The 15,869-nt window shown below is 71.3% G+C and carries 11 protein-coding genes and 1 tRNA gene; 8 read left to right on the top strand and 4 right to left on the bottom strand.

The window, feature by feature from the left end; translation table 11 throughout:
* Positions 1-269: 269 nt before the first annotated feature.
* From F4553_RS10605 to F4553_RS10620, 4 genes are all read left to right on the top strand, one after another.
* Positions 270-4,808, top strand: coding sequence for a LamG-like jellyroll fold domain-containing protein (locus F4553_RS10605; RefSeq protein ID WP_184834970.1), 4,539 nt, complete (start codon positions 270-272; stop codon positions 4,806-4,808).
* A gap of 197 nt (positions 4,809-5,005) precedes the next feature.
* Complete coding sequence (locus F4553_RS10610; protein WP_184834972.1) at positions 5,006-8,863, top strand: Pls/PosA family non-ribosomal peptide synthetase; 3,858 nt, start codon at positions 5,006-5,008, stop codon at positions 8,861-8,863.
* Positions 8,860-10,188 (top strand): M1 family metallopeptidase, encoded by a 1,329-nt coding sequence (locus F4553_RS10615; RefSeq protein ID WP_312875153.1) that lies wholly within the window; start codon positions 8,860-8,862, stop codon positions 10,186-10,188. Before F4553_RS10610 ends, F4553_RS10615 begins: the two co-directional genes overlap by 4 nt.
* Positions 10,189-10,262: 74 nt before the next feature.
* The gene (locus F4553_RS10620; protein WP_221469848.1) at positions 10,263-10,481 is read left to right on the top strand and encodes a hypothetical protein; all 219 of its coding nucleotides are present in this window, start codon (positions 10,263-10,265) and stop codon (positions 10,479-10,481) included.
* A 55-nt stretch (positions 10,482-10,536) separates the two neighbouring features.
* On the opposite strand, the gene F4553_RS10625 is transcribed toward F4553_RS10620, so the two are convergent.
* Together F4553_RS10625 and F4553_RS10630 are read right to left on the bottom strand one after the other, a co-directional pair.
* Complete coding sequence (locus F4553_RS10625) at positions 10,537-11,220, bottom strand: hypothetical protein (RefSeq protein WP_184834976.1); 684 nt, start codon at positions 11,218-11,220, stop codon at positions 10,537-10,539.
* Between the two features lie 72 nt (positions 11,221-11,292).
* Positions 11,293-11,904 carry a hypothetical protein gene (locus tag F4553_RS10630; protein WP_184834978.1) on the bottom strand — a complete coding sequence of 204 codons (612 nt, stop codon included), beginning with the start codon at positions 11,902-11,904 and terminating at the stop codon, positions 11,293-11,295.
* Positions 11,905-12,220: 316 nt separating this feature from the next.
* Here F4553_RS10630 and F4553_RS40890 point away from each other — a divergent pair, with 316 nt between their 5' ends.
* Positions 12,221-13,252: a helix-turn-helix transcriptional regulator gene (locus F4553_RS40890; RefSeq protein ID WP_184834980.1), complete on the top strand. Its 1,032-nt coding sequence runs from the start codon at positions 12,221-12,223 to the stop codon at positions 13,250-13,252.
* Complete coding sequence (locus tag F4553_RS10640) at positions 13,242-13,769, top strand: hypothetical protein (RefSeq protein ID WP_184834982.1); 528 nt, start codon at positions 13,242-13,244, stop codon at positions 13,767-13,769. Before F4553_RS40890 ends, F4553_RS10640 begins: the two co-directional genes overlap by 11 nt.
* 13 nt (positions 13,770-13,782) lie before the next feature.
* On the opposite strand, the gene F4553_RS10645 is transcribed toward F4553_RS10640, so the two are convergent.
* The gene (locus F4553_RS10645) at positions 13,783-14,001 is read right to left on the bottom strand and encodes a three-helix bundle dimerization domain-containing protein (protein ID WP_184834984.1); all 219 of its coding nucleotides are present in this window, start codon (positions 13,999-14,001) and stop codon (positions 13,783-13,785) included.
* Complete coding sequence (locus F4553_RS10650) at positions 13,998-14,558, bottom strand: HD domain-containing protein (RefSeq protein WP_184834986.1); 561 nt, start codon at positions 14,556-14,558, stop codon at positions 13,998-14,000. The genes F4553_RS10645 and F4553_RS10650 overlap by 4 nt, the downstream gene beginning before the upstream one ends.
* 190 nt (positions 14,559-14,748) lie before the next feature.
* On the opposite strand from F4553_RS10650, the gene ppk2 reads away from it, so the two are divergent.
* Positions 14,749-15,705 carry a polyphosphate kinase 2 gene (gene ppk2, locus F4553_RS10655; RefSeq protein ID WP_184840580.1) on the top strand — a complete coding sequence of 319 codons (957 nt, stop codon included), beginning with the start codon at positions 14,749-14,751 and terminating at the stop codon, positions 15,703-15,705.
* 55 nt (positions 15,706-15,760) lie between these two features.
* Positions 15,761-15,833 (top strand) — tRNA-OTHER (locus F4553_RS10660).
* The last annotated feature ends 36 nt before the right edge of the window (positions 15,834-15,869 follow it).

The raw sequence follows: 15,869 nt of genomic DNA on the forward strand, positions 1-15,869 counted from the left end.
GGACGAGGTTGCCCGGCCGTTCGGCCATCGATAACGAACGGTGGCCAGGGAAGTTGCTGGTTGTGGCCCGTTGGCCATCGACACGTCAGAAACCCGCCCAGGAAGTTGTCAGGAATCCGACCAACACCCGATTTCCGACCGGGAGTAAGGAGTGCCATTATCCGTCCGCATCGCGGTCACACCTTCGCCGGATCGGGGCGGGAAATATGCGTAAACGTCAGGCTCACCGGAGGATTCTCTCCGCGGCGGCATGTCTGTCGCTCTGCTTGATGCTGAGCATCGGCTCAGTCTTCACGAGCGCCAAACCGGCCCTGGCCGACACCTTCAGCGACCCGTCGTTCACGACCGAGGTCGTCGCGACGGTGGCGCCATACACCCTGGTGGGCCTGGAGTACGCCCCCGACGGCCGCCTGTTCGTGTGGCAGAAGAACGGCATCGTCCGGGTGATCAAGAACGGCGTCCTGCTGCCGACCCCCTTCATCAACCTCTCGTCGAAGGTCAACACCTACGACGATCGAGGTTTCTGGGGGCTCACCTTCGACCCGGACTTCCTCACCAACGGCTACATCTACATGTCCTATGTGTACGAGAACACCGCCGAGACCAACGACTCCTCGCCGCGGACCTCGCGGCTGACCCGGGTGACCGCCAACCCCGCCAACCCCGATGTCGCCCTCCCCGGCAGCGAGATCATCCTCCTGGGCTCGGTGAGCACCGCGCCGTGCAGCTCCAACCCTGTGGGCTCCGACTGCATCCCGGCCGACGGCCCCGCGCACACGATCGGCGAGATCCTCTTCGCGCCCGACGGCAAGATGCTCGTCGGCAACGGCGACGGGTCCTCGGCCGCCTTCGCCGACCCGGCGGCCCTGCAGGCGCAGAACCTCGACAGCTACAGCGGCAAGATCCTGCGGCTCAACAAGGACGGCAGCGCACCGACGGACAACCCGTTCTACAACGGGTCCAACTCGATCCGGTCCAAGGTCTGGCTCTACGGCGTCCGCAACCCGTTCCGCTTCTCGCTCCAGCCGGTGACCGGCGACATCTGGTTCGGCGACGTCGGCTGGAACACCTGGGAGGAGATCGACCGGGGCGTACGCGGCGGCAACTACGGCTGGCCGTGCTACGAGGGTGCGGGCACTGTCTCGGCCTACGCGTCCAAGCCCGCCTGCACCTCCCTCGTCGCTAGCACGGTGAAGGCGCCCTACAACACCTACAACCACAGCATCGGCACCGCCGCGATCGGCGGCCCGTTCTACACGGCGACCGTCTACCCCACGCAGTACCGGGGCAACTACTTCTACGCCGACTACTCCGGCAACTACATCAAGCGGATCACGTTCGACGCGAGCGGCAACCCGACCGGCATCCAGCCCTTCGCCACCAACGTCGAGGCGCCCGTGTCGATCACGCTCGGCCCGGACGGCCAGCTCTACTACCTCTCCTTCACCACCGGCGAGATCCGGCGCATCCGCTACAACGGGCCGTCCGCAGCCGCGACCGCCACCCCGACCGCGGGCTATTCGCCGCTGACCGTGGCATTCTCCAGCGCGGGCAGTGTCAATCCCGGCGGCGGCGCGCTGACCTACCTCTGGGACTTCGGCGACGGCGCGACCTCGACGGCGGCGAACCCGTCGCACACCTACACCGCGCCCGGCATCGCCTCCTTCAACGCGGTGCTCACGGTGACCAACGCGGGCGGCGCCAGCTCCACCTCGACCGTGAAGGTCACCGTAGGCAGCGGGCCGCCGGTCCCGGTGATCAGCGCACCCGCGACCGGCCTCGCCGTGCAGCCCGGTGACACCGTCTCCTTCCAGGGATCGGCGGGCGACCCCGAGGACGGCACGCTCGCACCGGCCTCCCTGAGCTGGACGGTCCTGCTGCACCACAACACCCACGTGCACACCTTCGTCGGCGGCTCCGGCACGTCGGGCAGCTTCGTCGCCGAAGACCACGGCCCGGTGGGGACCTTCTCCTACGAGATCATCCTGACCGCGACCGACAGCAGCGGGCTGAAGACCAGCACCAGCGTCAACGTGGCGGTCGGCAGCGACACCATCGCGCCGTCAGTGCCCGCGTCGCTGACCGCCACCCCCTCCGGCCTGAACATGGGCGTCGGTTGGGCCGCCTCGACGGACAACTCGGCGGTCGCCGGCTACCGGGTGCAGCGCTGCCAGGGCTCCGGGTGCAGCACGTTCGCCCAGGTCGGCGCACCGGACACGACCAGCTTCATCGACACCGGGCTCGCCCCGCTGACGACATACAGCTACCGGGTCGCGGCGGTCGACGCCACCGGCAACGTCAGCGCCTACTCCGCGGCGGTCACGGCGACCACCGGCGCCGACGCCCGCCCGCCGGGCCTCGTCGCCGGCTACGCCTTCGACGCCGGCTCCGGCACCACGGCGGCTGACATCTCCGGCAACGGCAACACCGGCACGATCACCGGTGCGACGTGGGCGACCGGAAAATACGGCGGCGCGCTCAGCTTCAACGGCACGAGCGACGTGGTCCGCGTACCCACCTCCGCGTCTTTGAACGTGGGAGCGGCCATGACGCTGGCCGCCTGGATCCAGCCGACGGCCGCGCAGAGCGGCTGGAAGACGATCATGCAGCGGGAGACCGACGCCTACTTCCTCAACGCGAGCAACTCCACCGGCGCGCTCTTCCCCTCGGGCGGCGCGACTGTCGGCAGCAGCACCCAATGGCTCAGCGGCTCCACCGCGAGCCCGGTCGGCGCCTGGACCCACGTGGCGCTGACCTATGACGGCTCGCTGCTGCGGCTCTACGTCAACGGTGTCCAGGTCAACTCCAAGGCCGCGACCGGCGCCGTGCAGTCGTCGAGCAGTCCGCTGTGGATCGGCGGCAACAACCCCTACGGCGAGTATTTCCGCGGTCTGATCGACGAGGCCGAGGTCTACAACCGGGCGCTCACCGTCGCGGAGATCCAGACGGTGATGACCGACCCGCTGCTGCCGCCGGTCGCCGACACGACCGCACCGAGCACCCCGACCGGGCTCACCGCCACCTCCGGCGGCGGTAGCCAGATCAACCTGGCCTGGACCGCGTCGACCGACAACGTCGGCGTCTCCGGCTACCAGATCGAGCGCTGCACCGGTGCGAGCTGCTCGAACTTCGCCCAGGTGGGCACGGCGAGCAGCGCGAGCTTCGGCGACACCGGGCTCGCGGCCACCACGAGCTACACCTATCGGGTACGCGCGGTGGACGCCTCCAGCAACCTCAGCGGCTACTCCGCGACGGCGACGGCGGCGACCACGGCCACCGCCGACACGACGGCTCCGACCGCGCCGGGCGGGATCACCGCGACCCCGGTCGGCACCACCCAGATCGATCTCTCGTGGGTGGCGGCGACCGACAACGTCGGCGTCACCGGCTACCGGATCGAGCGCTGCAGCGGCGCGAGCTGCACCACCTTCGCCCAGGTCGGCACGACCACCACCGCGACGGCCTTCAGCAACACGGGCCTGACCGCGGCGACGACCTACCGGTTCCGGGTGCGGGCGGTCGACGCCGCCGGCAACCTGGGCGCCTACTCGGCGATCGTGTCGAAGGCGACCGGTGCCACCGACACCACGAAGCCGTCGACCCCGGCCGGGCTCACCGTCTCGTCGACGACCCCGAGCCAGGTCGGCCTCTCCTGGACGGCGGCGACCGACAACGTCGGAGTCACCGGTTACCGGGTCGAGCGGTGCCAGGGCGCGAGCTGCACCACCTACGCCGAGATCGCGGCGCCGACCGTCACCTCCTTCACCGACACCGGCCTCACCGCGAGCACCGCCTACCGCTACCGGGTGCGGGCGGTGGACGCGGCGGGCAACCTGAGCTCCTACTCGTCGGTCGTCACCGCGACGACCACCGCCACGCCCGACATGACGGCGCCGACGACCCCGAGCGGGCTCACCGCGACGCCGTCGGGCCAGCAGGTCGCCCTGGCCTGGACGGCATCGACCGATGCCGTCGGGGTCACCGGCTACCGGGTCGAGCGGTGCCAGGGCGACGGGTGCAGCGCCTTCATCCAGGTCGCCGCGCCCACCGGGACCAGCTTCACCGACCCGGGCCTGACGGCGTCGACGAGCTACAGCTACCGGGTGCGGGCCACCGACGCCGCGGGCAACCTGAGCCTCTACTCGGGTACGGCGACCGCCGTCACCGGGGCCGGTTCGGGACTGCCGAGCGGGCTGGTGGCGGCCTACGGGTTCAACGCCGGCTCCGGGACCACGGCGATCGACTCGTCGGGCAACGGGAACACCGGCACGATCACCGGGGCGACGTGGGGCACCGGCAAGTACGGCGGCGCGCTGAACTTCAACGGCACGAACGCCATCGTCGGCGTACCCTCCGCTGCGTCCTTGAACGTGGGTGCGGCCATGACGCTGGCCGCCTGGATCCAGCCGACGGCCGCCCAGAGCGGCTGGAAGACGATCATGCAGCGGGAGGCGGACTCCTACTTCCTCAATGCGAGCAACTCGGCCGGGCCGCTCTTCCCGTCCGGTGGCGGCACGTTCGGCACGAACACCCAGTGGGTGAGCGGCAGCGCGGCGAGCCCGCTCAACTCCTGGACCCACGTGGCGCTCACCTATGACGGCACGACGCTGCGGCTCTATGTCAACGGGGCGCAGGTCGCGACGAAGTCCGTCTCCGGTGCGGTGCAGTCGTCGACGAGCCCGCTGTCGATCGGCGGCAACAACCCCTACGGCGAGTATTTCAAGGGGCTGATCGACGAGGCCCAGGTCTACAACCGGGCCCTGACGGCCGCCGAGGTCACGACGGCGATGAACACCGCGATCAGCTGACGCGTTCGCCGGAAGGGACCGGGAGTTCTACTGGGCCCTCGAGCTGGAGTGATGCCCCTTTAGCACCAACTCTTGAAGAGTTGGTGCTAAAGGGGCACGCGTGACCCCGAGCGTTCGCCTCGCCATCATCCGCGCGTCACCGCAGCATGCGGCCCGGTTGCTAGGCTGAAAGCGATGATCGGGATCAGGGAAGTGCCGTGGAGCTAACCGCCGTCTACACCGCCGGTGCCGCACCGGCGGAGCGGACGCTGATCGAGATCCTCGCCGGTACGACCGCGCACCACGGCCACGCCGCCGCGATCGACGACGGGACCCGGGTCCTCACCTACCGACGGCTCGCCGAGGAGATCGAAGCCCGCCGCAGGCAGCTCGCCGCAGCCGGGATCGGTGTCGGCGACCGGGTGGGGATCAGGATCGCCTCCGGGACCGCCGAGCTCTACATCGCAGTCCTCGCCGTGCTCAGTGCCGGTGCCGCTTACGTGCCGGTGGATGCCGACGATCCCGACGAGCGGGCCGAGCTGGTCTTCGCCGAGGCCGAGGCCTGCGCCGTGCTCGGCGACGGCGGCACGCTCACCCCGCTCACGGCCCCACACGGGGTGGTCGGCGCGCCCGGACCCGACGACGACGCGTGGATCATCTTCACCTCCGGGTCCACCGGCAAGCCGAAGGGCGTCGCGGTCACCCACCGGTCCGCCGCGGCCTTCGTCGACGCCGAGGCGCTGCTCTTCCTCGCCGACGAGCCGATCGGTACGCAGGACCGGGTGCTCGCCGGACTCTCGGTCGCCTTCGACGCCTCCTGCGAGGAGATGTGGCTCGCCTGGCGGCACGGCGCCTGCCTGGTTCCCGCACCCCGATCGCTGGTGCGGACCGGGGTCGACCTCGGTCCGTGGCTGGTCGAGCAGCGGATCACCATCGTCTCCACCGTGCCGACGCTCGCCGGGCTCTGGCCGACCGAGGCCCTCGAAGAGGTGCGACTGCTGATCTTCGGCGGCGAGGCGTGCCCGCCCGAGCTCGCCGAGCGGATGGCGGTCGAGGGGCGCGAAGTCTGGAACACCTACGGCCCGACCGAGGCGACGGTCGTCGCCTGCGCCGCGCAGCTCAACCCCGATGAGCCGGTCCGGATCGGGCTGCCGCTCGCGGGCTGGGAACTCGCGGTCGTCGACGACTCCGGACAACCGGTGCCGATGGGCGGCAGCGGCGAGCTCGTCATCGGCGGGGTCGGGCTCGCCCGCTACCTCGACAAGGACAGGGACGCCGAGAAGTACCCGGCACTGCCCGCTCTGGGCTGGGGCCGGGCCTATCGCAGCGGCGACCTCGTGCGGGCCGACCCCGAGGGCCTCACCTTCCTCGGGCGCGGCGACGAGCAGGTCAAGCTCGGCGGGCGGCGGATCGAGCTCGGCGAGGTCGACGCCGCGCTGCAGGCCCTGCCGGGCGTGATCGGCGGGGCCAGCGCCATCCAGCGCACCAGGGCGGGCAACCAGATCCTCGTCGGCTATGTGGTGGTCGGCGCCGACGCGGCCTTCGACCACGACGCGTCGGTGCTGCGCCTGCGCGAGCAGCTGCCCGCCGCGCTGGTGCCGCTCGTCGCGGTGGTCGAGGGGCTTCCCACGCGTACCTCGGGGAAGATCGATCGGGCCGCGCTGCCGTGGCCGCTCACGACCGGCCCGGGACCCGCGGCCGGCGTCGTCCTGACCCCGACGCAGGCCTGGCTGGCCGAGGAGTGGGCGGAGATCCTCGGCGTCGTCGTCGAGGACCCGGCGGCGGACTTCTTCAACAACGGCGGCGGCAGCCTCACCGCCGCGCAGCTCACGGCCCGGATCCGCACCCGGCATCCGCAGGTCTCCGTGCTCGACGTCTATCAGAATCCCAAGCTCGGCGAGCTCGCGGCGCTGCTCGACGCCTATGAGGGCGTGCGGCCGACCCGGCGCGAGATCACCGCGACGCCACCCGCGGCCGGGATCGCGCAGAGCCTGCTCACGGTGCCGCTGCTCACCGTCGTCGGGCTCCGCTGGACGACCGCCCTCGCCGCGCTGAGCACCCTCGCCGCCGCGACCGGCCTGCTCCCCTGGGCCCCGAGCGTCTCCTGGTGGTGGCTGGGCGCGGCGTGGCTGGTCCTCTTCAGCCCGGCCGGGCGGATCGCCATCGCCGCCGGTGGGGCCCGGTTGCTGCTGCGCCGGGTGCGGCCGGGGCGCTACCCGCGCGGCGGCTCGACGCACCTGCGGCTGTGGGCGGCGCAGCAGCTCGCCGACGTGAGCGGGGTCGCTTCGGTCTCCGGCGCCTCCTGGACCACCGCCTATGCCCGCGCGCTCGGGGTGAAGGTCGGCCGCGACGTCGACCTGCACTCGGCGCCGCCCATCACCGGCCTGCTCAAGCTCGGCAAGGGCGCCGCGATCGAGCCCGAGGTCGACCTCGCGGGCCACTGGCTCGACGGCGACGTGCTCATCATCGGCAAGATCCGGATCGGCGCGGGCGCACACGTCGGCGCCCGCAGCACGCTGCTGCCCGGCGCCCGGATCGGCAAGAACGCCGACATCGCCGCCGGCTCCGTCGTGGACGGCACGGTCCCCGCAGGCCAGCGCTGGTCCGGCTCGCCCGCCGAGCGGCTCGGCGGCCCGCCGCAGGCCTGGCCCACCGCGCGCACCGAGCGGTCCAACCGCTGGTCGCTCGCCTACGGTCTCACCTCGGCGCTGCTCGGCCTGTTGCCGCTGGTCGCGGCCCTGCCCGGCATCGCGCTGATCGGCTCGGCCGTCGCCGGTGCGGCCTCCCCCGGCGCCGCGGTGGTCGCGGCGCTCCCGGCCGTCCCGCTCGCCGCCCTCACCTACCTCATCGGGTACGCCGTCCTCGTGCTCGCCTGCGTCCGCGCCCTCGGCATCGGGCTCCGCGAGGGCTACCACCCCGTGCACGGACGGATCGCCTGGCAGGCCTGGGCCACCGAGCGCCTGATGGAGACGGCCCGGACCGCGCTCTACCCGATCTACGCCAGCCTCTTCACCCCGGTCTGGCTGCGCCTGCTCGGCGCGAAGGTCGGCCACGACGTCGAGGCCTCGACCGTGCTCGCCATCCCGGCGATGACGACGATCTCCGACGGCGCGTTCCTCGCCGACGACACGATGATCGCCGTCTACCAGCTCAACGGCGGCTGGCTGCACCTCGCCCCGGCGAGCATCGGCAAGCAGGCGTTCCTCGGCAATTCCGGGATGGCGGCGCCGGGCCACGCGGTCCCCAACCGGGGACTGGTCGGGGTGCTCTCGGCGGCGCCGCGGCGGTCCAAGAAGGGCTCGTCCTGGCTGGGGATGCCGCCGATGCCGCTGCGCCGGGTCAAGCAGGAGGGCGACGCCGCGCGGACCTTCCGGCCGACCGCCCGGCTCAAGGTCATCCGTTCGCTGATCGAGCTGTGCCGTATCGTCCCGGTGATGGCGAGCGCGACCCTGGCGATCGGTGTCCTGGCGACGCTGCTGACCCTGTGGCAGGAGCTGGGGCTGCTCGTCGCCGCCCTGCTCAGCGGCGTCGTCCTGCTCGCCGCCGGCCTCCTCGCCGCGCTGACCGCCACCGCCGCGAAGTGGCTGCTGGTGGGGCGCTTCCGCACCCGGGACCGGCCACTGTGGAGCCCCTTCGTCTGGCGCAACGAGCTCGCCGACACCTTCGTCGAAGTCCTCGCCGTGCCGTGGCTGATCGGCTCCGTGCTCGGCACGCCGCTGCTCGCCGCCTGGCTGCGCAGCATGGGCGCGCGGATCGGCCGGGGCGCGTGGTCGGAGACCTACTGGCTGCCCGAGTCCGACCTGGTGCGGCTCGGTGACGGCGTCACGGTCAACCGGGGCTGCGTCGTGCAGACCCACCTCTTCCACGACCGCGTCATGACGATGGACACCGTGCGGATGGGCGACTTCTCGACGCTCGGCCCGCACGGGATCGTGCTGCCCGGCGCCGAGATCGGCGAGCGCACCACCATCGGGCCGGGCTCGCTCGTCATGCGCGGCGACGCCCTGCCCGACGACACCCGCTGGCTCGGCAACCCGATCTCCGTATGGCCGGCCCAGCGCGGACGGCGCGGGTGAACCCCGGTTCGGAGCCTCGGCCGGGCGCGGAGCATTCGACCGACCCCTACCTGCCCGGGCACGGCAACGGCGGCTACCGGGTGCGCCGCTACGAACTGGAGCTGGACTACCGGATCGGGCCCAACCGGCTCGGCGGCCGGGCCGTGATCAGCGCCGTCGCCGAGCACGGGCTGACGCGTTTCTCCCTCGACCTCGCCGACCTGCGGGTCGCCGCCGTCCTCGTCGACGGGGCGCCCGCGAAATACCAGCACCGCAACGGCAAGCTCGCGATCCGGCCGGGTGCCGCGATCGCCGCTGGGAGCGGCTTCCGGGTGGAGGTGCGCTATGGCGGCAGGCCACGGCCGGTCCGCGGGCGGTGGGGTGACATCGGCTGGGACGAGCTCACCGACGGGGCTCTCGTCGCGAGCCAGCCGATCGGCGCGCCGTCCTGGTTCCCGTGCAACGACCACCCCGCCGACAAGGCCAGCTATCGGATCACGCTGACCACGGCCTCCGCCTACGCCGTGGTGGTCACCGGTGACCTGCTGTCCCGGCACCGGACGCCGGGCGGGACGACCTGGGTCTTCGAGCGGGCCGAACCCACCGCCACCTACCTGATGAGTGTCCAGATCGGACGGTATGTCGACCTCGACCTGGGCGGCACCGAGGTGCCCCAGCGAGCCGCCGTCCCGCCCCGGCTGACCCGGCTCGCCCAGCACGACCTCGGCCGCCACGACCTGATCATGCAGACCCTGCAGCGGTTCTTCGGCCCCTACCCCTTCACGGAGTACGTGCTGGTCGTCGCCGATGACGACCTCGACGACCCGATCGAGGCGCAGGGGATCTCGGTCTTCGGCGCCAACCACCTCGACGGACGGCGTACCCACGAGCGGCTCGTCGTGCACGAGCTGGCGCACCAGTGGTTCGGCAACAGCCTCACCATCGCCGACTGGCGGCACATCTGGCTCAACGAGGGCTTCGCCACCTATGCGGAGTGGCTCTGGTCGGAGGCGACCGGCGGCCCGACCGCCGACGACCTGGCGCGGACCTGGCACACCCGGCTCTCGCTGCTGCCCGCCGATTTCGTCCTCGCCGATCCGGGGGTCGCGCGGATGTTCGACGAGCGGGTCTACAAGCGCGGCGGGCTGGTCCTGCACGCGCTGCGCCGCCAGATCGGCGACAAGCCGTTCTTCGCGATCCTGCGCTCCTGGGCGGCCGAGAACCGCCACGCCACGGTCACCACCAGCGCTTTCATCGCACTGGCCGAACGCAACGCCCTCGCCGACCTGACGGACTTCTTCCGCGCGTGGCTCTGGGAGCCCCCGCTCCCCCACCCTGAATTTTAATGCTGGACACGCCGGGAAATCTGCAATAAATGTCAGGATCGACCCGGACCGACAGCCGACGTAGGCTGAGTCTCGTGGGTGATTTCCTCGCGATCCTGGCGATCCTGGCGGCTTTCGCCGGGGTCCTCGGCCTGCTGGCCTGGCTCGCCTCGCTGGCTCGGCGGCGCAGGGTCGGCGGCTCGGTGCTGGGCGTGGTCGACGAGGCCTTCCGCCCGACGTCGCACGAGACCCGCATCGAGATCCAGGTGCAGAACGAGCGGATGATAGCCGCGCCGTCCCCGGGCGACCGATAGGTCCCTGAGCCACGCTGCGGGCGGGACCGGGTCGACCGGTCCCGCCCGGCCGGCGTCACGCCGTGACCGCGTTGGCGACCGCCTGGGCGACGATGTCGCCGTAGTCGGTGGGAGCCCAGCCCCGCTCGTCGAACTCCAGCCAGATGAGCAGGTTGCGGGCCGCCACCAGGATCCCGTCGATCGGCACGTCCAGCACGTCGCTCCTGGTCGGGACCCGGTAGGCGGTGAAGTTGCCGCCGGTGAAGCTGTCGCCGCACTGGCCCGCGTGGCGGGCGATCACCGTCGTCGCGGCGACCACGGCCGGATCGAGCAGGACGATGGATTCCCGGATCTCCTGCGGTTCGATGACGGTGCCCTCCGGCACCGGCCGATGCCCGCGGATGAACCCGGACACGACCGTCGAGGCGTGCTCGCGGGCGAGGGTCGCGTACGCCTGGGCCGGCGTCCCGGCAACCCACGGGAAGGGCTTGTCGCACGCCGCCGCGGTGGTCGGCGCGGTATCGGTGCACCCGGCCGGATCGAGCGCCGCGGCCTGGAATCCGGCCATGTGGCTGGTGGTGTGCGGCCACACCTGATCGACCTGGAGCACCGCCTGCGCGGGCACCTCGATCTCGGTCGCGCAGCTCGCAGCGGCCGGTGCGGCCGGCTGCTGCGGGCGGTGCGAGCAGCCGCCGGCGGTCAGGACGACACCGCATGCGACGGCGACGGCCGCGGCACGGGCGAAGGAAAGCGGGAACATGTCTACCTCACAGGGACAGGCGGCTCGGTGGTACGCCGGACCGGCGTACCACCGAGCCTGCGGGGGGCGTGACTAGCAGGCGATCTGCTTGGCCTTGTACTCGAACGTGGTGGAGCCGTAGGTCGAGGAGCAGTTCGCGGCGCCCTCGGCCAGCACCGTGTAGGAGACGGCGTTGCCCGAGAACAGGCTGAGCACGGTGCCGGTCGAGTTGCACTTGCCGCCCGAGAACGAGCCGGTGTACTTCTTGTTGCCGCGGAACACCGCGTAGTGGCCGGGGCCGAGGTGCCAGTGGATCGTCACCGAGGTGGTGACGGTGTGGCTGCCGGACGTCGCCAGCTCCAGGCCGACCTTGCCCTCGAACGAGGCGAAGATGACATCGGCGCTGACGCCGCCGCCGGTGGTGAACGTGAGCCCGGCGGTAATGGTGCTCACCTTCGTCACGTTCGTCTCGTAGTCGACGGTGGCACCGGTGGGCACGGTCCAGTACATGGAGTGCGTGACGGTGCGGACGTAGCTCGACGAGCTGAAGCTCAGGCCCGTCTCACCCGGATCGCACACGATCGCCTGCGTCGACGCACCGTCCGATGCGGACGCCGGGGCCGCGACGGCGACGAGTGCCCCGATGAACATGGTCGCGACCAGGCCGCTCCTGGCGATGCGGCGAAGCATTCCGTTGTGCTGCATAGCTTCACTCCCGGATCTGAGGTGGTGGAACGGGGCACCGGCGACACCGCCGACTCGCCCCGCGGATCGCTGCCGTGTAGCGGCGACTGAGTCAAACCATCGGCGGCGGCGCCCGGCACGGGAAGGCGCCGGCGCCGACATTGCGGGTTCCTCTACACGCGACGCACACCACCGGGCCACGCCGGATCCAGCGGCACTTCAGCGCTCCAGCCTGCGGTGATGCGGAATTCCGAAGTGGCGCGACACATTTTGATCACGGTGATTCCGCTCAGCGCCGCGCCGGTGTTGGCTTGGGCGGCAAGCGAAAGGAGGAAACATGCACAACGTCATCAACGCCGAGGCGGCACCGGTGAAGTGGGGCGTCTCCAGCGACGCCGTCCTGGTGTTCCGAGCACTGCGGATGAGCGGGTCCCAACCGCTGCAGTCGCTCGCCCACGACATCGGCATGACCGGGCGCCGGACCGCCGCGGCCATCGACGAGCTGCGCGACATCCAGGCGGTGGCGCTGGCGCACGGCCGCTGGTCCGCGTCGGATCCGGCGGCGGTGTCCGCGGTCGTCCTCGGCCGCCGGACCGCGGCGCTCGCCCGCCGGTCGTCACCGGCGATCGCGTCGGCGACGGTGCTGGCGACCGGCGACTCGTCCGACCGCCACACCCTGCGGCATCTCAACCGCGATGCCACGCGCCACCGGCTGGGCGAGCTCGTCGGTGTGGCGCGGCACGAACACCTCGTCATGAGCCCGGAGCTGGTGTTCGACGCCGCGGCCATGGCGGCGGCGTCCAGCAGTGAGGCGACCCTGATCTCGCGCCGCGTCCACATCCGGGCGATGTACCGGCCCGGCGCCTCGCACGACACCGGGCCGCCGCCACCGCCGCAGGCCGAGCACCGGACCACCGCTGATCTGCGACTCAAGCTCTTCGTGGTGGACCGGCGGGTGGCCCTGTTCCCGGTGGACCCGGGCGAGCTCGACCGCGGCTATCTGGAGGCGACCGACCCGGCCCTGGTCGAGGCGCTGGTCGCGGCATTTGAACGGTCCTGGTCATGCGCGGACGATCCCTGGGAGACAGTCGTGCCCGAACTAGCACTATCACCTCGAGAGCAGGTGCTGGTCGGCCTGCTGCGCAGCGGCCATACCGATGCGTCGGCGGCGCGCGAGATGCGGCTGAGCGAGCGCTCCGTCACCAACATCGTCCGGTCGCTGATGGACCGGCTCGGCGTCGAGAACCGGTTCCAGCTCGGACTCGCGCTCGGCGGGCTCCGGATCACCCAGGTGCCGGAGGGAACCAAATTGTTGATCGACACATTCAAGCGGCAGCAGACAGAGAGTGAGAGCGATGATGATGCGTAAATCTTTGGTGGGAATCGCCGCGTTGATGCTCGGCGTTCTGGGCGCGGCACCGGCGGCGGCCGCGTCGATGCCGCCGGGCGGCGGTGGCGGTAGCGGCGGCGGCGGTAGCGGCGGCGGCGGCATCGGCGGCCCCTGCCTCTACTCCACCTGGAGCGGGTCCTCGGCCACGCAGCCCGACGACGGGCAGGCGGCACCCTACGTCATCCACCTGACCGCGAACCTGGCCTGCGCCTCGGCGCGGATCCTGGTCTACAGCTCGACGGCCGTCTACGCCTCCGCCCATGTCCTCACCGGGCCGGGTGCGGCGAGCGCGGCGGTGAACTACGCCCCGACCTGGGGCGTCACGGGACTGTGCCTCGGCACCGTCACCGGCACCGGCACCGTCTACCGGGTGACCTGCTTCCGGGTCGCCGCGGGCGCTCCGCTACCCGTGTTGACCGCGGTGTCGGCCGGCGACCCGATGTTCACCGTGCCGTTCTACGTGCACGACGACCCGCACTGCTACACCTGCGTGTAGGCCGAGGTCCGCCTCACCGCACGGCGTGGGCCGACTGCTCCTCGATCGAGATCCGGGCGAGGCGCTCGACGAAGACAGCCACGAAGGTGCGGATCCGCGCCGTGTCGAACTGGTGGTAGAGGCCGCGCACCCGGCTCTCCAGCTCCGCTCCGGCGATCCGGGCGGCCGGGTAGCGGCGCTCCAGGCGGCCGACGATCGCCGCGATCTGGGCCTCCTCCGGCTCCGGCGTCATCGCAGCACCAACCGGTGCTCCACGCGCTCCACGGCAGCCGTCAGGTACGAGGCCCGCACCTGGTGCGCTCGCGCCTGGGCGGAGCCGTCGCCGTGCCGGGCGAGCATCTCGGCCATCCGGTCCGCCATCGACATCGGCTGCCCGGCCGGTCCGGTCGTCTGGTCGGCGTAGGTGAGAGCGTCGGCCACCGGCGACACCTCCACCGCGAACTCCACCAGCTCCGAGGCGAGCCCGACCTGCTCGGCGACGTAGATCGCGCCGGAGTGGTGCGCGACGAGAGCGCAGAGGCGCAGCGGCCAGTCGTGCGCGGCGAGGTACTGAGCGCCGTCGAGCGGGTGGAAACCGCTCTCGTGCAGGGCCGGGCTGTAGCCGATGTCGTGCAGCCAGGCCGCCGCGATCAGCACCTCCCGGTCGGCGGGGTGGACCGCCTCGGCGATCTCCTCGGCACGAGCCGCCACGCCTTGCGTGTGCTGCCAGCGGGTGCCGACGCCGGCCAGCAGCACCTGCGCGAGGGACTGGGCCACCCGCGCCTGCCCATCGATGTTGATCACGGCCATGACCTCCACGCTAATCACAGATCACGGCCGCGACGAGGGCTGACGCAGGACGTGGCCAGCTGTTCATGCCCCGTTCACCGGGTACGCGGCGGACGGCGTACCCGGATGGCACCGGTTCTTGGGGTGATCTTCACCTCGCGGACACCTGCCTCGGGGTGCGGGTGGCCTGGCGGTGATCTATACCGGAGGCATGCCGCAGCCCGAGGAGATCGACCCGTTCCAGCTCTCGTCCAGCGCGCCGGTGTCGGAGTCGCTGCTGCGCACGCTGGGCGACTACCGGGTGCAGGACGATGACGACGACGACCCGGTGCTGGTCCGCACGGACGGCAGCCCGGTCGACACCTGGCGCGAGGACTACCCCTATCCGGAGCGGATGAGCCGGATCGACTACGAGCGCGACAAGCGGCTGCTCCAGATCGAGCTGCTGAAGCTGCAGAACTGGGTCAAGGCGACCGGCGAGCGGCTGGTGATCCTCTTCGAGGGGCGCGACGCGGCGGGCAAGGGCGGCACGATCAAGCGGTTCATGGAGCACCTCAATCCGCGCGGCGCCCAGGTGGTGGCCCTGGAGAAGCCCACCGAGCGCGAGAGTACGCAGTGGTATTTCCAGCGCTACGTCAAACACCTCCCGTCGGCGGGGGAGATCGTCCTGTTCGACCGCTCCTGGTACAACCGGGCCGGCGTCGAGCGGGTGATGGGGTTCTGCAGCCGCCCGGAGTACCTGGAGTTCATGCGGCAGGCACCCGAGCTGGAGCGGATGCTGGTGCGGTCCGGCGTGCGGCTGGTGAAATTCTGGTTCTCGGTCTCCCAGCACGAGCAGCGGACCCGCTTCGCGATCCGGCAGGTCGACCCGGTGCGGCAGTGGAAGCTGTCCCCGATGGACATGGCCTCGCTGGACATGTGGGAGGAGTACACGGAGGCGAAGGAGGCGATGTTCTTCTACACCGACACCGCCGACGCGCCCTGGACCGTGGTGAAGAGCAACGACAAGAAGCGGGCGCGGGTCGAGGCGATGCGCCACGTCCTGCACCGCTTCCCCTACGACAACAAGGACACAGAGGTCGTCGGTACGCCGGATCCGCTGGTGGTGGGCTCGGCGGCGCTCGCCCTCGAACACGATTCCGCCGAGCGGGTCTTCCCCCGCCTCTGAGGACCCGGACCGGATTCCGTTTCTGTCGCAGTGATCGAGTAAGCTCCCGCGCGGCGGAGCCGTAGCGCAGAGGTCGTCGCGCCTTGGCATCGAGCTGGAGGACGCCGGTTCGAATCCGGTCGGCTCCGCCCTCGACATTGCACCGGCGGACCGGGGAGGGTCAG

The organism is Allocatelliglobosispora scoriae (assembly GCF_014204945.1).
Lineage (GTDB): Bacteria > Actinomycetota > Actinomycetes > Mycobacteriales > Micromonosporaceae > Allocatelliglobosispora > Allocatelliglobosispora scoriae.